Annotated in this window: 21 protein-coding genes and 2 pseudogenes; 11 read left to right on the top strand and 12 right to left on the bottom strand. The window is 60.2% G+C overall.

The window, feature by feature from the left end; translation table 11 throughout:
• The first annotated feature begins 27 nt into the window (after positions 1-27).
• On the top strand, positions 28-1,062 hold the full coding sequence (gene astA / locus ATI02_RS06405) for an arginine N-succinyltransferase subunit beta (RefSeq protein WP_095187498.1): 1,035 nt from the start codon (positions 28-30) through the stop codon (positions 1,060-1,062).
• A 230-nt stretch (positions 1,063-1,292) separates the two neighbouring features.
• Complete coding sequence (locus ATI02_RS06400) at positions 1,293-2,162, top strand: oxaloacetate decarboxylase (RefSeq protein WP_016774123.1); 870 nt, start codon at positions 1,293-1,295, stop codon at positions 2,160-2,162.
• Positions 2,163-2,295: 133 nt separating this feature from the next.
• On the opposite strand, the gene ATI02_RS06395 is transcribed toward ATI02_RS06400, so the two are convergent.
• The 4 genes from ATI02_RS06395 to ATI02_RS06380 all read right to left on the bottom strand — a co-directional run bounded on the left by ATI02_RS06395 (position 2,296) and on the right by ATI02_RS06380 (position 5,471).
• A complete protein-coding gene (locus ATI02_RS06395; protein ID WP_034152534.1) occupies positions 2,296-2,598 on the bottom strand; it encodes a hypothetical protein in 303 nt (100 codons plus the stop codon).
• A 340-nt stretch (positions 2,599-2,938) separates the two neighbouring features.
• Positions 2,939-4,171 (bottom strand): M20/M25/M40 family metallo-hydrolase, encoded by a 1,233-nt coding sequence (locus tag ATI02_RS06390; protein WP_100845776.1) that lies wholly within the window; start codon positions 4,169-4,171, stop codon positions 2,939-2,941.
• A 139-nt stretch (positions 4,172-4,310) separates the two neighbouring features.
• Positions 4,311-4,979 (bottom strand): HAD-IA family hydrolase, encoded by a 669-nt coding sequence (locus tag ATI02_RS06385; RefSeq protein ID WP_100845775.1) that lies wholly within the window; start codon positions 4,977-4,979, stop codon positions 4,311-4,313.
• A 78-nt stretch (positions 4,980-5,057) separates the two neighbouring features.
• Positions 5,058-5,471, bottom strand: a complete 414-nt coding sequence (locus ATI02_RS06380; protein ID WP_095187495.1) for a response regulator — start codon at positions 5,469-5,471, stop codon at positions 5,058-5,060.
• A gap of 199 nt (positions 5,472-5,670) precedes the next feature.
• On the opposite strand from ATI02_RS06380, the gene ATI02_RS06375 reads away from it, so the two are divergent.
• Positions 5,671-6,612 carry a class I SAM-dependent methyltransferase gene (locus ATI02_RS06375; RefSeq protein WP_100845774.1) on the top strand — a complete coding sequence of 314 codons (942 nt, stop codon included), beginning with the start codon at positions 5,671-5,673 and terminating at the stop codon, positions 6,610-6,612.
• A gap of 130 nt (positions 6,613-6,742) precedes the next feature.
• Here ATI02_RS06375 and ATI02_RS06370 read toward each other — a convergent pair whose 3' ends face one another.
• Positions 6,743-7,516 carry a helix-turn-helix transcriptional regulator gene (locus ATI02_RS06370; RefSeq protein ID WP_100845773.1) on the bottom strand — a complete coding sequence of 258 codons (774 nt, stop codon included), beginning with the start codon at positions 7,514-7,516 and terminating at the stop codon, positions 6,743-6,745.
• Positions 7,517-7,626: 110 nt separating this feature from the next.
• Between ATI02_RS06370 and ATI02_RS06365 the strand changes: the two genes are divergently transcribed.
• The 4 genes from ATI02_RS06365 to ATI02_RS06350 all read left to right on the top strand — a co-directional run bounded on the left by ATI02_RS06365 (position 7,627) and on the right by ATI02_RS06350 (position 11,505).
• Positions 7,627-8,730 (top strand): polyamine ABC transporter substrate-binding protein, encoded by a 1,104-nt coding sequence (locus tag ATI02_RS06365; RefSeq protein WP_100845772.1) that lies wholly within the window; start codon positions 7,627-7,629, stop codon positions 8,728-8,730.
• Between the two features lie 159 nt (positions 8,731-8,889).
• Positions 8,890-10,008, top strand: a complete 1,119-nt coding sequence (locus ATI02_RS06360; protein ID WP_100845771.1) for a DmpA family aminopeptidase — start codon at positions 8,890-8,892, stop codon at positions 10,006-10,008.
• A 438-nt stretch (positions 10,009-10,446) separates the two neighbouring features.
• Positions 10,447-10,821 (top strand): DUF6124 family protein, encoded by a 375-nt coding sequence (locus tag ATI02_RS06355; RefSeq protein WP_095187490.1) that lies wholly within the window; start codon positions 10,447-10,449, stop codon positions 10,819-10,821.
• Positions 10,822-11,103: 282 nt separating this feature from the next.
• Complete coding sequence (locus ATI02_RS06350) at positions 11,104-11,505, top strand: hypothetical protein (protein ID WP_238156255.1); 402 nt, start codon at positions 11,104-11,106, stop codon at positions 11,503-11,505.
• Positions 11,506-11,579: 74 nt separating this feature from the next.
• Here ATI02_RS06350 and ATI02_RS06345 read toward each other — a convergent pair whose 3' ends face one another.
• The 3 genes and pseudogenes from ATI02_RS06345 to ATI02_RS06335 all read right to left on the bottom strand — a co-directional run bounded on the left by ATI02_RS06345 (position 11,580) and on the right by ATI02_RS06335 (position 14,329).
• The gene (locus ATI02_RS06345) at positions 11,580-12,266 is read right to left on the bottom strand and encodes a GNAT family N-acetyltransferase (RefSeq protein ID WP_100845770.1); all 687 of its coding nucleotides are present in this window, start codon (positions 12,264-12,266) and stop codon (positions 11,580-11,582) included.
• 51 nt (positions 12,267-12,317) lie between these two features.
• Positions 12,318-12,875: a YceI family protein gene (locus ATI02_RS06340; protein ID WP_100845769.1), complete on the bottom strand. Its 558-nt coding sequence runs from the start codon at positions 12,873-12,875 to the stop codon at positions 12,318-12,320.
• Positions 12,876-12,971: 96 nt separating this feature from the next.
• Positions 12,972-14,329, bottom strand: a pseudogene (locus ATI02_RS06335) (MATE family efflux transporter).
• Between the two features lie 194 nt (positions 14,330-14,523).
• Here ATI02_RS06335 and ATI02_RS06330 point away from each other — a divergent pair.
• Together ATI02_RS06330 and ATI02_RS06325 are read left to right on the top strand one after the other, a co-directional pair.
• Positions 14,524-15,093 (top strand): annotated as a pseudogene (locus ATI02_RS06330) (chorismate mutase).
• A 123-nt stretch (positions 15,094-15,216) separates the two neighbouring features.
• Positions 15,217-15,657: a phage infection protein gene (locus ATI02_RS06325; RefSeq protein WP_100845768.1), complete on the top strand. Its 441-nt coding sequence runs from the start codon at positions 15,217-15,219 to the stop codon at positions 15,655-15,657.
• A gap of 87 nt (positions 15,658-15,744) precedes the next feature.
• On the opposite strand, the gene ATI02_RS06320 is transcribed toward ATI02_RS06325, so the two are convergent.
• From ATI02_RS06320 to ATI02_RS06310, 3 genes are all read right to left on the bottom strand, one after another.
• Positions 15,745-16,038, bottom strand: a complete 294-nt coding sequence (locus tag ATI02_RS06320) for a hypothetical protein (RefSeq protein ID WP_100845767.1) — start codon at positions 16,036-16,038, stop codon at positions 15,745-15,747.
• A 116-nt stretch (positions 16,039-16,154) separates the two neighbouring features.
• On the bottom strand, positions 16,155-16,541 hold the full coding sequence (locus ATI02_RS06315) for a c-type cytochrome (protein ID WP_095189726.1): 387 nt from the start codon (positions 16,539-16,541) through the stop codon (positions 16,155-16,157).
• Between the two features lie 52 nt (positions 16,542-16,593).
• A complete protein-coding gene (locus tag ATI02_RS06310; RefSeq protein ID WP_100845766.1) occupies positions 16,594-17,925 on the bottom strand; it encodes an aminotransferase-like domain-containing protein in 1,332 nt (443 codons plus the stop codon).
• A gap of 88 nt (positions 17,926-18,013) precedes the next feature.
• Here ATI02_RS06310 and ATI02_RS06305 point away from each other — a divergent pair, with 88 nt between their 5' ends.
• Positions 18,014-18,907: a DMT family transporter gene (locus ATI02_RS06305; protein ID WP_095189724.1), complete on the top strand. Its 894-nt coding sequence runs from the start codon at positions 18,014-18,016 to the stop codon at positions 18,905-18,907.
• A 3-nt stretch (positions 18,908-18,910) separates the two neighbouring features.
• Here ATI02_RS06305 and ATI02_RS06300 read toward each other — a convergent pair whose 3' ends face one another.
• Entirely contained in the window at positions 18,911-19,726 is an 816-nt protein-coding gene (locus ATI02_RS06300; RefSeq protein ID WP_095189723.1) for an AraC family transcriptional regulator, read from the bottom strand.
• A 133-nt stretch (positions 19,727-19,859) separates the two neighbouring features.
• Between ATI02_RS06300 and ATI02_RS06295 the strand changes: the two genes are divergently transcribed.
• On the top strand, positions 19,860-20,372 hold the full coding sequence (locus tag ATI02_RS06295; protein WP_095189722.1) for a carboxymuconolactone decarboxylase family protein: 513 nt from the start codon (positions 19,860-19,862) through the stop codon (positions 20,370-20,372).
• Positions 20,373-20,496: the final 124 nt, after the last annotated feature.

Here is a 20,496-nt window from a genome sequence, read left to right as displayed (position 1 = left end):
GAACAGGTGCGCAGAAGGAGTTTCAGCATGATTGTCCGTCCGGTCAAAGTCAGTGATTTGCCAGCGTTGATGACCCTGGTACAACAGGCAGGCCCGGGGTTTACCACACTGCCGGCCAACGAAGATCGCCTGGCTCACCGGGTGCGTTGGGCACAACGCGCGTTCGCCGGGCAGGTGGAGCGTGCCGATGCCGATTACCTTTTCGTGCTCGAAGACGATGACCTGCGCGTGGTTGGTGTCAGCGCCCTGAGCGGCGCGGTCGGCCTGCGTGAACCCTGGTACAACTACCGGGTCGGCCTGACCGTGAGTTCGGCGCCGGATCTGGGCATTCAACGGCAGATTCCGACGCTGTTCCTCAACAACGAACTGACTGGCGAATCGGAATTGTGCTCGTTGTTCCTCGGCCACGACCAACGCCACGGCAGTAATGGCCGGTTGCTGTCCCTCGGGCGACTGTTGTTCGTCGCCGAGTTCCCGCACCTGTTCGGCGAGAAAATGATCGCCGAGTTGCGCGGCAGCGCCGATGAACAGGGTTGCTCGCCATTCTGGGACAGCCTGGGTCGACACTTTTTTCAGATGGATTTCAGCCATGCCGATCATTTGTCGGGGCTGGGCAACAAATCATTCATCGCCGAACTGATGCCCCGCCAACCGCTGTACACCTGCATGCTCACCGAACAGGCGCAGGCGGCCATCGGTCAGGCGCATCCCAATACCGAGCCGGCGCTGAAAATCCTTCAGGGCGAGGGTTTTGCGCACAAGGGCTATATCGACATTTTCGACGGCGGCCCGGTGATCGAAGCGCCGGTGCGCAACATCCGCACCGTACGCGACAGCCTGGAACTGGCCTTGAGCCTCGGCACCCCGGACGAACAGGCACCGCTGTGGCTGATCCACAACCGGCGTCTGGAAAACTGCCGCATCACCGTTGCCCAGGCGCGTCGCGTCGGCAGCAGCCTGGTGATCGACCGCCTGACAGCCAAACGCCTGCAACTGCAGCCGGGGAACTCGGTAAGGGCGGTGATGTTGCCCAATCAACAGCAGCAGGCTGTGGCGGCCTGAGCCCCGCCCCCCAGGGTTCCATAAACCTGCGTGGCGAGGGAGGTTGTCAAATCGTCGTCAAAGATGAAATTTCACCTTCCTGATGAAACCTTTCAGCATAAACCCCGCGGCAAACCGCCCCCTTGCAAATTCGTCATGATCCTTGACCCATCCGCGTGATAGCCTTTTCACTCTTCGGCGTTGACACCTTTGCTCAAGCCGTTCCATTCCTTTGTATTGGTGGAACTCGTATGACCAGGCTTTCTCATCAAGATTTGCGCCGTAACTTCCGTCAGTTGCTGGCCTCCGACACCTGCTATCACACCGCTTCGGTGTTCGACCCGATGTCTGCGCGCATTGCCGCTGACCTGGGTTTTGAAGTGGGCATTCTCGGCGGATCGGTGGCCTCACTGCAGGTGCTGGGCGCGCCGGACTTCGCCTTGATCACCCTCAGCGAGTTCGCCGAACAGGCCACCCGCATCGGCCGCGTCGCCCAGTTGCCGGTAATCGCCGACGCCGATCACGGCTACGGCAACGCCCTCAACGTGATGCGCACCATCGTCGAACTGGAACGCGCCGGCGTCGCCGCCCTGACCATCGAAGACACCCTGCTGCCAGCGCAATTCGGGCGTAAATCCACCGACCTGATCACGGTCGCCGAAGGCGTCGGCAAGATCCGCGCAGCGCTGGAAGCCCGGGTCGACACGGAAATGGCGATCATCGCCCGTACCAACGCCGGCATCCTGCCGAATCAGGAAATCATCAGCCGCACCCGCCAGTATCAAGCCGCAGGCGCTGACGGTATTTGCATGGTCGGGGTACAGGATTTCGATCAGCTGGAACAGATTGCCGAGCACTTGACCGTGCCACTGATGCTGGTCACCTATGGCAACCCGGCACTGCGCGACGACAAGCGCCTGGCCGAACTGGGCGTGCGCGTGACCATCGACGGCCATGGCGCCTACTTTGCGGCGATCAAGGCGACCTACGACAGCCTGCGCGAACAGCGACAGATCTTTACCCAGGCGTCCGACCTGAGCGCCACCGAACTGACGCACACCTATACCCAGCCGGAGGAATACATTCTCTGGGCCAAGGAATATATGAGCGTAAAGGAGTGATGCGTTGGCTGCACCGGCCTCTTCGCGAGCAGGCTCGCTCCCACAGTGGATTTGTAGTGAACACGGAACGGGTGTTCGACGCAGATCAAATGTGGGAGCGAGCTTGCTCGCGAAGGCGTCTGCCGCTACAGCGCTAAACCGGCGTCTTGTAAGCCTCTTCCCGCTGCACCGCCCGCGCTTGAATCACATTCAGAATCGCACAGCCCTCGCGCATCAACAGATGCACTGCGCTGGTCACCCGCGTCAGATCACAATCGGAAATGCCCTTGAGGTTGAGGCTGGCAAAGGTGTCGGCCAGATCGCGCACGACCACAAAGCGGTGCATCGCACAGGCGGCCATGTCGCTGAGTTCTGAGTGGGTATTGAGGAAGAGCACCGGGGATTCGGCGTCGTAGGTGTCGATGGGGAGGAAGCGGGGCATTACTTGGTCGGTCATAGAGTTCACTCCAGAAAAGTCAGGTTCTGTATTCGACCGGCCAAGATCGTCGCAGAGCTTTCTGCGAGCCGAAACTATAAGAGCCGCGCTCAAAGGGCGCAACGAGGGCTTCTGTCAGATTTTTCGGTATTTTTTGTACGATGCCCGCGACTTCCACTTTTCCCACAAAAAACCCTCACTGTAGAGACCGGTACATCCTTTACACATAATGATCGTTCCCACGCTCTGCGTAGGAATGCAGCCCGGGACGCTCTGCGTCCCACACAAAGCCGAACGCGGAGCGTCCCTTGAGGCATTCCCACGCAGAGCGTGGGAACGATCACGGACCCGGCCTGATCGTCTACTTGGCCAACTCCATAATCATCCGCGACAACAGATAAATCCGCGGCGCCACGCTCGCCACCTCCGCGTACTCTTCCGGCGTATGAATATTGCCGCCGACAATCCCGAAGCCATCCAGCGTCGGCGTGCCAACCCCGGCCGACAAACTCGCATCCGCCGCGCCACCGCTGCCCTCCTCGGTCAATTTGCGGCCGATTTCGCCGTAAATCCCCTGAGCCATGGCCATCAGGCGATCGGACTCGGCCGTTTGTGGCATCGGCGGCAAACCGCGTTGCAAGGTGGTCTTCACTTCAGTCTCGGGGATCAGCTTGTCCTGAGACACCCGCGCCAGATCCTTCTCGATCCGGTCGAACTCCTCCGGCACCGCCGCGCGTACGTCAGCCTTGGCCGTGGCCTGATCGGGAATCACATTGGTGCGATCGCCGGCATTGAGCACGGTGAAGTTGATGGTGGTTTTCTTCGCCTCATCACCCAGTTTGCCCAGTTGCAGAATCTGGTGCGCCGCCTCCATCGCCGCGTTGCGCCCCAATTGCGGAGCGACACCGGCATGCGCAGCTTTGCCTTTGACCTCAACCAACGCCGTGGCGCTGCCCTTGCGCCACACCACCAGGCCGTCGGCCGGACGACCCGGTTCCAGATTGAGGGTCACGTCGTGCCGTTTCGCGGTTTTCTTGATCAGGTCGGTGGCGACGTCAGAGCCGGTTTCTTCGCTGGCGTCGAGCAGGAAGGTGATTTGCGCGTAGTCCTTGAAGTTGAGGTTTTTCAGGACTTTCAGCGCATAGATGCCGGCAACGATGCCGCCCTTGTCGTCCATCACGCCAGGCCCGTAGGCGCGACCGTCCTTGATGTGGAACGGCCGCTCGGCCGCCGAACCCTCCTTGAACACAGTGTCCATGTGCGCCATCAGGAGGATTTTTGCCTTGCCGGTGCCTTTGAGCGTGGCCAGTACGTGGTTGGATTTTTCCGGCGTGTTGGGTACCCGCTCGATCGTCGCGCCGAGTTTTTTCAGCTCATCGATCGCGATGTCGCTGACTTGTTTGAGCCCCGGTTCATAGCCGGAGCCGGAGTCGATATTGACCAGCCGCTCCAGCAGCTTCAGTGCTTCGGGCTGGTACTGTTCGGCGTCGGCGAGTACTTGTTTGTGCGGTTCGGCGAAAGCCGTGGCGGCGCCGAAAGCGAGTGTCAGGCCGAGGCTCGCGGCCAGCAGGGAGCGGGAAAATGAGCACGTCATGAATCGATCCTTGTTTCGCGTCAGGGGTACTGAAACCGTACCTGACATCGACACAAGGCTCTATACCGGATGCGACATCGTGCGCGGCGATACCGAACAACCTGCGCGAGCCAACGGTTCGCGCAGCAATGCTGCGGTATCAATCAGCGTGCAGATGCAGTTGCCCTTCGCCGTCGACACGCACGCCAAGTCCGTCATAGCTGGCCAGCGTCGCGTGTGGGGTGTCGAGCGGATGTTGATGCGTAGTGGTGACAATCAGCAACGCGGCGCCTGCGGCTTCGGCAGCCTGGATACCGACGCTGGCGTCTTCGAAGATCAGGCAGTCGGCGGGCGCCACACCGAGGCGTCTGGCCGCGAGCCGGTAGCCGGCCGGGTCGGGTTTGCCGGCCGTTACGTCCTCAGCGGTAATCATCACCGCCGGTGCCGATACTCCCGCCGCCGCCATGCGCCGCAACGCCAGATCCCGTGGTGCCGATGTCACCATCGCCCAGCGATCAGCAGGCAGGCTGTTGAGAAACGCGGCAGCACCGGGAATTTCGACGATGCCTTCAACGTCTTCGATTTCCGCTTCGGTGATGAAGGCCGCTTGTGCCTCGGCATCAACGCCGGGCAAATTCAGGCGATTGATCGTATCGATCGCCCGCGCACCATGAATGCTCGGCAGAAACGTCGCTACGTCAACGCCGTGGCGCACGGCCCAGGCTGACCAGATCCGCTCGGCGGCGGCGATGGAGTTGAGGACGGTGCCGTCCATGTCGAACAGGAACGCGCCGAACGCGCGGTCGAAGACTTTATCGTGAGCAGACAAAAGGTCACATCCTCTGGCAAGGGGCCGGGCAGATTGGCCGGGCAATGTAGCATTTGCCCGGCGCTTCAACCCAGTGTCTCAGTGCAGGCGCGGTGCCTTGGACTTGAACGCGCTGTCTACACAGTCGAGCAACTGACCGATCGCCCAGGGCTTTTTGATAAACGCCACGGGGTGCTTGACCCCGGAGGTTTCCGGCGTTTCATAACCGGACATGACCATCACCGGTTTGTCCGGCCAGCGGTCGCCGACCAGGTTAGCCAGGTCGGCGCCATTGAGGGTGCCGGGCATGGTGATGTCGGTCAGCAACAGCGCCACTTGCTGCGCGTGCTTTTCCAGATAGATTGATGCGGCGTCGGCGCTGGTTTGCGGCTCGACCTTGAAACCTTCCTCCTGAAGAATTTCGCAGAGAAACTCCAGAATCAACGGATCGTCTTCAACTACCAGAATCAATCCGTCAGGAAGGTGCGCGCTCGCCGTCGATGTTGGGCACATGAAACTGCACTCCCTGAATTGCATTAACGATTTAGCGGCTTGAATCCGCTGCTTATCTGGTATGAGCAGCGCGCTTTGCAGAAATTCATTTTTGATACAGGTCTTTTCTCAAACGTCGTAATAGTCCGTTCGCGACAAGCGTTCGTAACGGGGTAATTGTGGTTAAAATGCCGGCCCTTTTGCTTGCCGACCGTGACCGATGAACCCTGAAGCCCTCGCCACTCTCCACGCCCATTTGTTGCCTGCGCTCGCGGCGGCACCGAGCGAAACCCGCCGCCTGTTCCATGGCCGCGGGCGCTGCTGGCCGGGGCTGGAACAACTGACGGTGGACTGGTTGCAAGGCGTGGTGCTGGTGTCGCTGTTCAAGGAGCCAGCCCCTGAACAGCTGGAAGACCTCAAGCGCTTGTTACTGGACATCAGCGGGTCGGCGCAGTGGCAGCAGTCCGACGCGCATACCCTGTTGATCCAGCATCGTTACCTGCCGCAAAGCACTGCCGAATGGCTGCTGGGCGACGAGATCGACGAGATGACCATCGTCGAAGGCGGCTTGCAATACCGCGTCGATCTGGGCCGCAAGCAGAACACCGGGCTGTTTCTCGACATGCGTTACGGGCGTAACTGGGTGCGCGAACAGGCTAACGGCAAACGCGTGCTGAACCTGTTCGCCTACACCTGCGGCTTTTCCGTGGCGGCCATCGAGGGCGGTGCCAGCCATGTGGTCAACCTGGACATGTCCCGCGCGGCACTGAGCCGTGGCCGCGACAACCATCGGTTGAACGGGCATGACCTGAGCAAAGTCAGTTTCCTCGGCCACGACCTGTTCAAGTCATGGGGCAAGGTAATCAATAGCGGCCCGTATGATCTGGTGATCATCGACCCGCCGTCATTCCAGAAAGGCAGTTTTCTGCTGACCAAGGATTACCAGCGGGTGCTACGCCGCTTGCCGGAGTTACTGACGGCTGAGGGTGTGGTGCTGGCGTGCATGAATGATCCGGCGTTCGGCTCGGACTTTTTGATTGACGGCGTGACGCAGGAGGCGCCGAGTCTGCGCTTTGAGCAGCGCCTCGAGAATCCGCCAGAGTTCCCGGATATTGACCCTGAAAGCGGCCTCAAGGCCCTGGTCTTCCAACGCACCACCTGACACTACAAACTCCATCGTGGGAGCGAGCCTGCTCGCGAAAGCGGTCTGTCAGTCGCCAGTGATGTTGCCTGATCTACCGTATTCGCGAGCAGGCTCGCTCCCACAGGTTTATGTGCACGCCCGATGATCTTTAGTGAGGGCGCAGCAACAGCGCAAACAGTTCGCCATGCCCGGTGACACTGAGTTTGTGGTAAAGATTGCGCCGATGGACTTTGACGGTCTCCGGCGAAATGCCCATCTGCTGGGCCATCGCCTTGCTGGAAAAGCCTTGCAGAATCAGCCGCGCCGTTTCGACTTCGCGCTCTGTCAACCGCGCATCAAACCGATCAAGCAACGTCGCCAGATCGCCGACCACCACCTCAGCCACCGCCCCCTGCGGCGGCAACAACTGCACATGCCGGCGCATGGCCGCCAGCACCCAATCGCGCACGCACAACAGCCTGCCCTGCTCCACCAGATCAAACGTCGTCGCCCGCCCCAGTGACAAGCCGAGCACGCCGCCCTCGACATTGATCATGAACTGCAACTCGTCCTCGCCCACCACCGAACGAAAGTAGCTCAGGTAATACTCGCTGTGCAGAAACTGGTCCGGCGCCACCGAGGCCAGGCTGTGCAAACCATCGGTTATGCCGGTGGTGGCAGCTTGATAAAACGGATCGAGCAGGTACATCCCGGCGCTGTAACTGGCCAGTTCTTGCTGCTCGTCAACGCGGCCCTTGCTGTCGAAGTCGATCAGCAATTGTGGCGCCTGACCGGCTTTCATCAGCGCCACCAGCGCATTGTCCAACGGCACCAGCAAGCGCAAGGTGTCCACCAGCGCGCGCCAGAAACCGTCCTGCCCGACACCGGCAAACACCCGTGCCAGGCTTTGATGCACCGGCAACTCCTGCAACAACGCGTCCACGCACTACCCCTTTTGAGTAACCCATGATGGGAATGGGTCAGGCGAGGTCCGGCCGATAGGCTGACCACTCCTGTTCATCACCGGCCTGCACAGGCCAGGAGTGCCGCATCATGCTTCGTCATCGTGGCTATATCAACTTGGGCCTGCTCGCCTGTCTTGGCGCGGTAACAGCCGCTAACGCCGCCGATGCGCCAAGCGTGCATGTCTACAACTGGTACGACTACATCGGCCCGAACACGCTGCACGATTTCCAGCGCGACAGCGGCATTCAACCGGTGTACGACACCTTCGACAGTGCCGAGGTGCTGGAAGGCAAATTGATGACCAGCCGCAGCGGGTATGACGTGGTGGTGGCGAGCAACTTCAGCCTGCCGACGCTGATCAAGGCCGGCGCCCTCGCCCCGTTGCCGCGCGATCAACTGCCGGGATGGAAGAACCTCGACAATGAGCTGCTGGCCAGACTGGCCAACAACGATCCGGGCAATCAATACGCGGTGCCGTACCTGTGGGGTACCAACGGCATCGGCTACAACGTCGATAAAGTGCGCGCCGCACTGGGCGACAAGGCGCCGGTGGATTCGTGGGATCTGGTGTTCAACGAAAACAACCTAGCCAAGCTTGGGCAGTGTGGCGTGGCGATGCTCGATTCGCCGTCGGAAATGCTCCCGGTGGCCCTGCATTATCTGGGGTTGCCGCCCAACAGCACGAATCCCGAAGACTATAAAAAAGCCGAGGCGCTGCTGCTCAAACTGCGCCCGCACATTGCCTACTTCAACTCGTCGAAATTCATCAGCGACCTGTCCAACGGCAACATCTGCGTGGCCGCTGGCTGGTCGGGGGCGATGCTCGAAGCCAAGACCAATGCCGAGCAGGCCGGCAACGGCGTGAAGATCGCCTACAGCCTGCCCAAGGAAGGCGCGCCGGTGTGGTTCGACACGCTGGTGCTGCTCAAGGACGCGCCAAACCGGACGCAAGGCCTGGCCTTTATCGATTACCTGCTGCGCCCGGAGGTGATTGCGCCGGTCAGTGATCACCTGTCGTACCCGAACGGCAATCGCGCGGCCACGCCGCTGGTGGCTGCAGCCACACGCGACAACCCGGCGGTTTATCCGTCTGCCGCTGCCATGGCAACCCTTTACACCCTTGAGCCGCTGCCCAAAGCCATCGAGCGCGTGCGTACGCGGGTGTGGAGCAAGGTCAAGAACGGCCAGTAAACCCTTTTGAACATTTCACAAATCCCGGTGGGAGCGAGCCTGCTCGCGATAGCGGTGGATCAGGCACTGAATGTATTGAAAGTGCCGACGCCTTCGCGAGCAGGCTCGCTCCCACAGAGGCGGTGAACAACCCTGCATTTTTTAGAGAGACAGAAACCCATGAAACCACGTGCCCGTGACCTCAACATCCGCATCGGCCAACTCACCCCCGGCCCGCTCAACGCCATCACCGATGTGCCCGGCGTGCGCGTCGGCCACAGCAACGTGCGCGGTCGCAGCAGCGCCGGTCGTGACATCTGCACCGGCGTCACGCTGATCGAACCGCGCTTGGGCTCGACCAACCAGCAACCGTGTTTCGCCGGGGTGCATGTACTCAACGGCAATGGCGATGCCACAGGACTTGAGTGGATTCGCGAGGCCGGGTTGCTGACCAGCCCGATTGCCTTCACCAACACCCACAGCCTCGGCGTGGTGCGTGATGCGCTGATCGCCCTCGATCGCCAGCGACAACCGGACGACGGCCGTCTCTACTGGAACATGCCGGTGGTCTTGGAAACCTATGACGGCCTGATCAACGACATCAACGGTTTCCACGTCCAGCCCGAGCATGTCGCTGAAGCCCTGCACAACGCCGTCGACGGGCCTGTACAGGAAGGTGCCGTGGGCGGTGGCAGCGGCATGATCTGCCATGAATTCAAGGGTGGCATCGGCACCGCATCGCGCCAATTGAGCAGCGCTCAGGGCGGCTGGACGGTGGGCGCGATCGTCCAGGCCAACCACGGCATTCGCAGTGAATTGCGCGTCGATGGCTACCCGGTCGGGCGCTATATGGAGCAGGTCGATTCGCCGTTTCTCCGGGCCTCGCTGCCGCATCCGGGCATGGGTTCGATTGTGGTCTGCCTGGCCACCGACGCGCCGTTACTGCCCCATCAATGCACACGCCTGGCGCAGCGTGCCAGCCTTGGTCTGGCACGCACCGGCGGTGGCAACGAAGACCACAGCGGCGACATCTTCATCGCTTTCGCCACCGGCAACGCTCACGTCCCGCCCGCCGCCTACGAAGGCAAAGGTGCGCCGACCTGTGATGGTTTGCGCATGGTCAACAACGACCACATCAGCGAGTTGTTTTTGGCGGCGACCGAAGCGGTTGAAGAAGCCATCATCAACGCCCTGCTCGCCAGCGAAAGCACCGATGGCAACGGGCATTCGGTGCCAGGGCTGGATGCCGCCACCTTGCTCGCCGCCCTAGACAAGGCCGGCTGGCCCGGCGCCCGTTAAACGCGCCTCTGTAGGCGCTGCCACAGGCTGAGATCTTTTGATTTTGATGTTAAAAAACCAGCTCAAAAGATCGCAACCCACCGCAGCGTCCTGCGTATTTCAATTCGGGATGTTTAAAGGTTGTTTCGAATTTGCAGAACCTTCCCACAATGTTTTCAGGTTGTCCGTCGGACGTCAGGTCTCTAGCCTGTGCTCGTCGCTGCCAATTCAGCGATCGGGACTGGAAACCCCGTGGGACTGCAGAACGCAAAAGCGCCATTCATGACGTATGATTGCGCACCTTTTTGGTGTGCACTTTGTTATGGCGGCTGTGCGTGGGGGACCTTCGGGTCGTCCGGGTTTCTCTGCTCCCCGGGTTTCCAGCCTTGCGTACAGCTGCCACCCATTCGACCGGAAGCCGAATGGGTCAGCTCCACAGCTTAGAGAGAGAAGAACACCATGAAAAAACCAACACCCAACCCGCCAGAATCCGAAGCCAGCACCGACACTACATCCCCCTACGCTTCAGTCGACAGCAAAAAACTCCACGAAGCCGCCGACCGCGCCCTCGATTACTACCTCAATCCCACTGCCGGCATCATGTCCAGTGCCAACGAGCCGGAGTCCATGTACTTCGCCAACCCCAGGTACAACACCGAATCCCTGCTGGCCAACGCCAGCGAAACCCTCGGCTCGGCCAGCGAAATGCTCAACAACTTCGCCGCAACCCTGCCGCCCTCCCATCGCAAAACCGCTCTGGGCATCGCCCAAGTCGTGATGCTGGGTGAACTGGCCGTCAACCAGGCCCTCGATCACGTGGAACTGCAACCTTAGGCAACGCCCTCACCACAGTTTTCCCAAGACAAGCCAAGAAAACGCGCCCCAACGTCAGGGGTCGCGTTTTTTATTTCAATCCGCAAGTTCCGTGGATAACCTGTTGTCGATCATTCCACGCAGAGCGTCGACCTGATCAATACGCCGCAAGAATTTTCATGCACGTTGATTTACCGGCCATGCTCGAAGGGAATGCCGAGGCGCAAAGTGATAAGGATTATTTTTACGAACAGACAACTTAGTCTGTGGGTGGTGGCAGTTCTATTGGTCAGTGCGATTTTTATGGCTTTTCTGATGCTTGGCGATGCTTCAAACCGTCATGTCATGAAAATGATCAAAATTGAAGAACCGTTGCTGATCGAAGGTCCGAATGGCGACGAGAATTACTATGTCCTGCCTCTGGGGACCATGCTCTATCACGATAAAAGCTTTCCTGAAGGGCATGATCGCTATGTGGTTTATCTCAACCATAAAGGTGCTATTGCCCACAAAGAAGTACCGATGAAACCTGAGTATGGCGGTTCCTTTATTGATCCACTCTGGGTGGCCAATGTTGATTCGGACAATTTGAAAGAAATTTTCAAGCGTTTCCCGCTTTCCAAAAAAGACATCGCCGCCGCCATCAAAGCCAATGAAATAACCAAGGATGACCTGGCCGACATTATTCGCTCGATGCCAGATTGACCGACTCTGCAGGAGCTGCCGCCGGCAGCTCCTGCAGGGGATCAGCTATTTGGAAATAGTCTGCGCTTCAGCACTCAGTGCACGGTCAGCCGCTGACGAACAAATTCTTCGGTATGCCGGGTGGTTTGATCGAGATGCCGGTCACGCTGTTTCTCGGCATCGAGCATCGCCCGTTTGCCGTTTTTCTGTAGCAAATAGGTGTGGATCTGCTGCACCTCCAGCGAACGGTAGATCGGCATGGTGTCGATGAACCCGTGCAAGCCGTTGCTGCGGTAATGCCGCGTGCTCATCAGCACTTGCGTCTCGCGTTGACCGATCACTTCAAAGCCCAGCGCCTCGAAATACGGGACCTTGCCGACGGTGCAGGCCAGTTCGGCGTGGGGATAACGCCCGACCATTTCAGCGATCATCGTCCGCGCCACGCCCTGACGCCGATGCCCTTCGCGCACGGCCATGTAGGCGACGCTGCACGCCTCCCAATCGCCCTGCACCGGCAGGTATAACAGGAAGCCGATCACCTGCTCCGGGTTGTCATCATCGGTCGCAACCAGCAATTCCACCTCAGTGCCCTTCTCGCCGTTCAACGCCTCCAGATACAGGTGCACCTCATAGCCCACCGCGTACTGATAGACGTTGTACAACAGGTTGCTCGGGCCCAGGCCTACGGCGCTGATGTCGGTCAGGTAGTCGACGACCATTTGCAGAATCTGGCTGTTGACGCCTTCGGGGCATGGGGACTTGTAGTGGGTGATGCGTGGCATGGCGGCTGAACTCCGGCGGAAAACCGCGACATCATACCTTGTGGGGTGACCTCACTGCTGGGGCGCCACGACCCTGAACTTGATCGCGATGTCCCTGGACACCACGGTATCCGCCCACTCCCCCGCGCCGAGGCCGAACTCGTCGCGTTTGAGCAGCAACTCACCGTCGAAAATGCCGATTGCGCTGTCGGGCTTCAACGTCACCGGTACCTGCACCGCACGGGTGATGCCTTTGAGGGTGAGTTGCCCGGCGATCAGGTAGCGGTTCTCGGCCACTTGCGTGAACTGGCTGGATTCGAATAGCGCCACCGGGAATTGCTGCGTGTCGAACCACGCCGGTTTCACCAGTTCAGTGTTGGCGTCTTCGCTGCCGGCGTCGATGCTGTTGAGGTCGATGTGCAAGGTGGCATGGGCGCTGGCGAGGTCATCGGTGTTGAAGTCCAGCGTCGCTTCGAACTTGCCGAAGGTGCCGTACATCCGCGAGCCCATCTGGTTGTAAGTGAAGCTGATCTGACTGGCGGTGGTGTTGACGCGGGTGTACTCGACGGCCTGCACGGCAGGAGTGGCGCACAGGCACAACATGGCAGCCAGCAGCAATCGGATCGACATGGCATTCTCCGGGCAGCGCGGCCGTCGAGGGACTCGATTGACTTAAGCAAACAACCGGCTGTTACGCCAGCCCCCCGAATACTCGACCTACAAGGTTCAAACCAGGCGTTCGATCTTCTGATGCTGCCAGACCAGTTTGTAATACAGGGTCTGCAACACAAGCATGCCCAGATACGCCACCGGAAACGCCATCCACACACCCTGCAAGCCATACTGGCCGTCCAGCCAATACGCCGCCGGCAACTGCACGCCGACCACGCAGACAATCGCAATCACCACCGGCACCAGCACCGTGCCGCTGGCGCGCATGATCCCGCCGATGATCGCCTGGAAGCCAAACACCAACAGACTCCACAACATGATGTGCAGCAGATGCTCGGCCATCGCCCGGGTCGAATCCTCGGTCAGGAACAAACCGAGCAACCAGTGCGACAACAGGTAACCGAGCACAATCAGGCCACCGGTCAGGCACACGTTGATCAACAGACCGGTGCGCAGGATCGGCCCCATCCGTTCCAGCCGCCCGGCCCCGATGGCCTGCGCGCCGAGGATCGATGCGGTGATGGCAATCGACAACGCCGGGAACTGCACATAGTTGACGATCTGCGTCACCGCGCCGTAAGCCGCCGTGGCTTGCGAGCCGTGCTGGTTGACCAGCGCCAGAATCACCAGCTCCGACAACGACAGCACAATCATCTGCACGCCGGTCGGCAGACCGATGCGCAGGACCTTGCCGAGAATTGCTGCGTCGAGGCGTAGCGCGGCAAAAAACGCCCGATCCGGCGCCAGCGGATGGCCCTTGCGAATCAGCCGCCATGAAAGCCACGCCATCGCCGCCAGGTTACCCGCAAGCCCCGCGAACGCGGCACTCTGGATCCCCAGTTGCGGCAAACCGAACCAGCCACGAATCAACGCCGGTGTCAGCGCCAGCCCGACACAGGTCGACACCACCAGCGCCAGCAACGGCGACAGCGTGTCGCTCACCCCACGCAGCAACTGCGTGAACAGCACAAACACCAGCAGCGACGGCAAGATCCACATCATCACGTGGGCATAGGCCTCCGCATCATCCAGCACATCCGCCGGCGTGCCCAAACCGGTCAACGCCTGCCGTGCAAACACACTGCCCAACACCGCCGCCACCAACCCGATCAGCACCCCGAGCAACAGCGTCGCCCGGCAATCGCCTTGACCATGTGCGGCTCGCGCGCGCCCCACGCCTGCCCGATCAACACCCCGGCGCCCGCGCCCAGGCCGATCACCAACGCAATAAAAAAGAACACCACGGGAAACATGCCCGACACCGCCGCCAGCGCCTGAGTGCCGAGCATCTGGCCGATGTAGATGCTGTTGACCGTACCCGACATCGATTGCAGAAAGTTGGACAGCACCATCGGCGCCAGAAACAGCAGGTAGGTTTGCCAGAGCGGTTGGGTGACGCTGGGGGTTTGCATTGAAAGAGATCCATCTCGACGATGTGAGGTGATGAAGGATAGCTTCGGTGAGTGGGCGGCGGGGGGCAATTATCATTTCAGCCGGGCGTTGATTGTTGCGTTCATTGCCTGTGTAACTGGCATGGTTATGTGGTTGTCCATTCACGGCTGTGGTAAACAAAATCCCGTTAATGCCATCCATTGAGGTTCTGTTCATGCCCCGCTTTCCAAAACTGCTGACCAGCGCTTTTCTCGCTCTGCTTGCCAGCAGCTCTCACGCTGCAACGTCTGCTCCGGCTCCGGAGGCCCTGAAGCCCTTGCTCACGACATTAAACGAACGCCTGAACATCGGCGATCTGGTTGCGTTGACCAAATGGGACAGTGGCAAGCCGATCTAGGACAGCCCCCGTGAAGCGCAAGTCATTGCCAATACCCGCACGCTCGCCTCCGAGCGCAAGCTCGACCCGGAGGAGGTGGCACAGTTGATCGCCGCACAAATGGAGGCCAACAAACTGGTGCAGTACGGTTTGCTCGCGCAATGGCAGGCGGCCGGTGCCGCGCCGGACACGCCGCGCCCGGATCTGGGCAAGCAGATCCGCCCGCACCTGGATGAGCTGCAAACCCGGTTGCTTGCGCAATACGCCGACTTCTTGCCTTATCGCCATGATCAAAATTGCCCGGTCTGGCTGGCCAAGGCGCGCACGGGTCTGACCCACGATGCGCTGCATGAGTTGGCTTTGGTGCGCGCCACCGGTGAGCTGTGCATTCGGCCGACGTCCCCGTAATCCGGCGCTCAGGTAACCATCGCTGGCGTTGATAGTCACCATCACGTCAATGAAGTTCTCATAAAAAATCCGCGGCGTAAGATCGGCTCCATACCCACCTACAACACCCCGGAGCACACGATCATGAAACGCCAAATCCTTCTCAGCATCGCTTTCTCGGTTTTCGCAGTTAACGCTTTTGCCGCAACCGCGGCTCACACCACGGTCGCTGAAGGCGGCTCGGATCGGTTGATTGAAAGTCGTGTGGCTGAGGGTGGTTCGGATCGTCTGATCGAACGCCGTGTGGCTGAGGGTGGCTCCGATCGTCTGATCGAACGCCGTGTTGCCGAGGGTGGTTCGGATCGTCTGATCGAACGCCGTGTGGCTGAGGGTGGTTCGGATCGTCTGATCGAACGCCGTGTGGCTGAGGGAGGTTCGGATCGTCTGATCGAGCGCCGTGTGGCTGAGGGAGGTTCGGATCGTCTGATCGAACGCCGTGTAGCTGAGGGTGGTTCGGATCGTCTGATCGAACGCCGTGTAGCCGAAGGTGGCTCCGATCGTTTGCTTGAAAGTCGCAACGCTTGAACCAACGGTTCCAAGGTAACAAATAAACAGCCCGGCCTGATCAGCCGGGCTTTTTCATGTCTGCCGGAACGCTGGATCAACGGCCCTTCAATTCTTTTTCAATTCGCACACACCGTTGGCCCGGTTCTTCCCGGTGTAAGACACTGCCGGCGAACCATCAGGATTGATACTCAACGAAATGGTCACCCCCGCGCCCTTGGCTTCAAAGTAGTTCTCGTTGAACTTCTTCAACTTGCCCTCCTTGCCATTGATATAGATTGGCCCGCCCTCATCGGCATGCACTTCGATGTTGCCGGGGCACGTGGCGTTTAGTTGAGGGATAGCGGCGTGGGCCATTGCGCTGGCGAGCAGCATGGGAGCTGCCAATAACAAAGACTTCATGGTGTGTTCCTCGATTGGGCGAAATGGATACAGCAGTGTAGAGGCTAGCGCAGGGTAGTTGGTTCACATGACCACTATCCCCCTGCGGCAGCACATACAGGGGATCGCGCGGGTTGTTATTGCGGGAACGTCTGCAGATACGCCAACAGATTTTCGAGCTTCTCCTCATCACTCAGCCCCCAGAAAATCATCCGCGTGCCCGGTACCACGCCTTTCGGATCCTTCAGATAGGCCTTCAGCGTTTCGTGATCCCAGGTCACGCCTGAGTTTTTCATCGCATCGGAATACACATAGTTCGCCGAAGTCCCGGCAGGTCGGCCGATGATGCCGTTGAGTTGCGGGCCGAACCCCGGCCGCGCGGACTCGCCAACCTGATGGCAACCGCCGCACAGACGCGGGAAGATTTTCGCGCCGGCCTCGGGGTCGCCTGCGGCGTGGGCGGCGCTGCCGAGCAGGCCTGCGGTGAGAGTCAGGGCGAGGCACAGTGAAGCGGTGTTTTTCATCAGGCGATCCAAGCGGTGTCGTGCAATTGGGGCAAGGCTAACACTTTGTGTTTTACAGATAAGCACCAACGACCTTTCTGACCGTGATCAACGCCTGGCGCAATACGTCCATGTCCACCGAGCCCAGCGCCAGGCGAATCGCGTGAGGCGTGTGTGTCGACACTGAAAACGGCTCGGCGGTGGTCACTGAAATCTGTTCGTGCATCAACTCCACGACAATCTGGTCGGCGCGCACGTCTTCCGGCAGCGGTAGCCATAAAAAATAGGAACACGGGTGTCCGATGCAGGGCAGCCCCTTCAGTAATTCGGCGGCCAATGCCTGACGAGCCCTGGCGTCGTCGCGCTTTTGTTCTTCAAGCACGGTGACGGTGCCGTCATCAAGCCAGCCGCAAGCTATCGCGGTCATTATTCCGGGGGTGTTCCAGGTGGTGGCGCGGATGATGCGCTCCAGTGCCGGCACCATGGGCACGGGCGCGGCGATGAAGCCGACGCGCAGACCGGTGGCGATATTCTTGGAAAGACCCGACACGTAAACCGTGCGCTCCGGCGCCAGTTCGATCAGTGTTGGCGGTGGGTTTTCCACCAGAAAGGCGTAGGCCGCATCCTCGATGATCGTCAGATCGTGCCGGCGGGCAATCGAGGCCAGTTGCTCGCGCTGCTCAAGCGGCATCACCCAGCCCAGCGGGTTGTGCAACGTCGGCATGCTGTACACGGCGCGCACCGAGCGGCTGCGGCAGAGTGTGTCCAGTGCCACGAGATCCGGCCCGTGGTCGCTGACCGGGATCGCCAACACTTCCAGATGCAGCGCTTCGGCCAGCACTTTGAACCCGGAATAGGTCAGCGCATCCGCCGCAATCACATCGCCGGGTTTGAGCAACGCCATCAACGTCACCGCGAGGCCTTGCTGGGCGCCGTTGACGATCAGCATTTGCTCGGCCTCGACGCTAATGCCACGGCTCAGCAAATGACGCGCGACCGACGCCCGCTCGCGTTGGCGGCCGGCATGGGGTTGATAACGCAGCAGCGATTCCAGGTCCCCGGACAATGCCAATTGCCGCAACGCCGTACGCAGCAGATCGGCCTGACCGGGCAAGGACGGGTAGTTGAAATTGAGGTCGATCATGCCGACCGCCACGTCCTTCTGATCAATGCCCTGCCCCGGCGATAACGAGGTTTCGCGCACAAAGGTGCCGCGCCCGGTTTCGCCGCTGACCAGCCCCATCGCCTCAAGCTCGGCGTACACCCGCGAGGCCGTGACCAGCGCCAGCCCTTCCTGCGTGGCCAGTTGCCGGTGTGTCGGCAGACGTGTGCCGGGCGCCAGACGTCCAGTGCGAATGTCGGCGGCGTAGGTGTCGACGAGGGTCTTGTAACGAGAGCGGGACATGTCGGGATGTATCCATGACAATTTTTTGATTGTCCTGATTCTCGATCATAGGATTCTCTCAAAGCAACCCACAATGAGTGTGAATCGTATGGAACGGACTTCAAACGTGAGCAACCCGGCACTGGAAAAAACCAGCGGCTGGATCAATGGCTTTATTGGCGTGGTGTTCTTCAGCGGCTCGCTGCCGGCTACGCGCCTGGCAGTGCTGGAGTTCGACCCGGTGTTTCTCACCGTCGCGCGCGCCGCCATTGCCGGCGTCCTGGCCGTTGCCCTGTTGTGGTTGTTCCGTGAGCGGCGACCGGCCAGAGATCAGTGGTTTTCATTGTTCATTGTGGCATTGGGCGTCGTGCTCGGCTTCCCGCTGCTGACGGCGCTGGCTTTGCAGCACGTGACATCGGCACATTCGATCGTCTTTGTCGGCTTGCTGCCATTGGCCACTGCGCTGTTTGGCGTCTTGCGCGGTGGCGAGCGTCCGCGCCCGGTATTCTGGTTCTTCTCGATCCTGGGCAGTGCGCTGGTGGTCGGGTTTGCCTTGTCGCAGGGATTGTCCGCCTCGCCTACCGGTGACCTGTTGATGCTGGCTTCGATTCTGGTGTGTGGTCTGGGTTATGCCGAAGGCGCAAAACTGTCGCGCACCCTCGGTGGCTGGCAGGTGATCTGTTGGGCGCTGGTACTGTCGCTGCCGCCGATGGCAGTCGCAAGCCTGTGGCTGGCCCCACCGTCGTTCAGCGGTATCAGCGTGTCGGCGTGGGTCTGTCTGGGCTACGTTTCGCTGTTCAGCATGCTGATCGCGTTCGTGTTCTGGTATCGCGGCCTGGCCCAGGGCGGGATTGCGGCAGTCGGTCAACTGCAATTGCTGCAGCCGTTTTTCGGCCTGGCGCTGGCTGCGACGTTGCTGCATGAACAGGTCAGTATCGGCATGCTGGCGGTAACGCTTGGGGTCATTCTGTGTGTAGCCGGGGCGAAGAAATTTGCCCGTTAACGTTCAGACGCCGGTCTTCCACTCCCGCGGGCTGAGCCCGGTCTTGCGGCGAAACGCTCGGGCCAGTGCCGAAGGACTTTCATAACCGACCTCTTGCGCGATCAGCGCCATTGGCCGGCCCTCGCGCAGACGTTTCTGCGCGAGGCTGATGCGCCAGCTCAGCAGATAGTCCGCCGGGGGCTGGCCGACGACGCGACGAAACTGCTCGGCAAATCCGGCGCGAGACAGATTGGCTGCCGTCGCCAATTCGGCCACGCTCCATGGCTTGGCCGGTTGTTCATGCATCACGTTCAAGGCGCGGGACAGGCGCGGATCGGCCAGCCCGGCGATCATTCCCGGTTGTTGATCGCGGCTGCTGATGAGATGACGTAACAGCAGAATCACCAGCAACTCGAACAGCCGATCCATCACCGCCACGCGCCCGCAATGACCTTCGAAAGCTTCCGTGAACAACCATTCCAGGGTAGCGCCCAACTCGGGTATCTCGCTGAGTTTGAGCACCAGACAGTCCGGCAGAGCCGCCGCCAAGGCATTGCCTGAGCCACCGTCAAACGTCAGCGTTGCGCAGACCAGTTGGGTGTCCATGGACTCGTCGGCCGACATGCGATGGGGAAACGGTCGGGGGAAAAAGATCAGCGATGGTTCGTTGAGCCTGACCTCGCGCTCGTTGCCCGGCTTGAGCAACAACTCGCCGGCCTGCAACAGATGGACATGCCCAGTCGGCTCGCCCTCATGAGCGCTGACGCCGCAAAAATCGCCGCTGTGAAACGTGCCGGCATGGACAGCGAAATGGCTGAGCAACGTGGAAAGGCGATCCATAGTGACTCCTTCAGCTGCATGTCTGGACGATCTGTCGCATATCCTCGACGATCCGCAGCCAAAGCACCAGACGTGCTGATTAACATCACCTCCATCGCCGGCGCACTTCGAGCCGGTCTTTCGGAGAATCACCATGAGCCGCATCAACGCTATCAGCCTCGAATCCGCCCCCGACACCACCCGCCCAGTGCTGGAAGGCGTGAAGAAGAAAATCGGTTTTCTGCCCAACGTGTTCAGCACACTGGCCAAGGCACCGGTAGCCCTCGAAACCTACCTGCAAGCTTCGACGATCCTCGGCAAAACTTCGCTGAGCGCCAAGGAGAAAGAAGCGGTTTACCTCGCCACGTCACAGGTCAACGGTTGCGATTATTGCCTGTCGGCCCATACCTTCTTTGCGAGTAAGGCCGGGCTGTCGGCGCAGGACATCGTCGCTGCGCGTCAGGGCGAACTTAACGCCTACGCCACCCTCGCCCAGCAAATCACGCAAAGTCGTGGTCACTTGAGCGACGAGCAGATCGCAGTCGCCCGCGCTGCCGGGATCGATGACAGCAAGATCATTGAAGTGATTGCGCTGGTGGCGGTGCAGTCGCTGACCAACTATCTGAACAATGCGGCGCTGACCGATATTGATTTCCCGGCGATCTGAAATCCGGGCCACACACAACCCTGTAGGAGTGAGCCTGCTCGCGATGGCGCTGTGTCAGTCTACAAAGAGGCTGACTGTTGCGACGCTATCGCGAGCAGGCTCACTCCTACAATGGCCTTGCTGT

The sequence above is a fragment of the Pseudomonas baetica genome, assembly GCF_002813455.1.
In the GTDB taxonomy this organism is placed as follows: Bacteria; Pseudomonadota; Gammaproteobacteria; order Pseudomonadales; family Pseudomonadaceae; genus Aquipseudomonas; species Aquipseudomonas baetica.
Note: the sequence above shows the minus strand (reverse complement) of the source record. Positions and strands in the feature narration are given on the sequence as shown.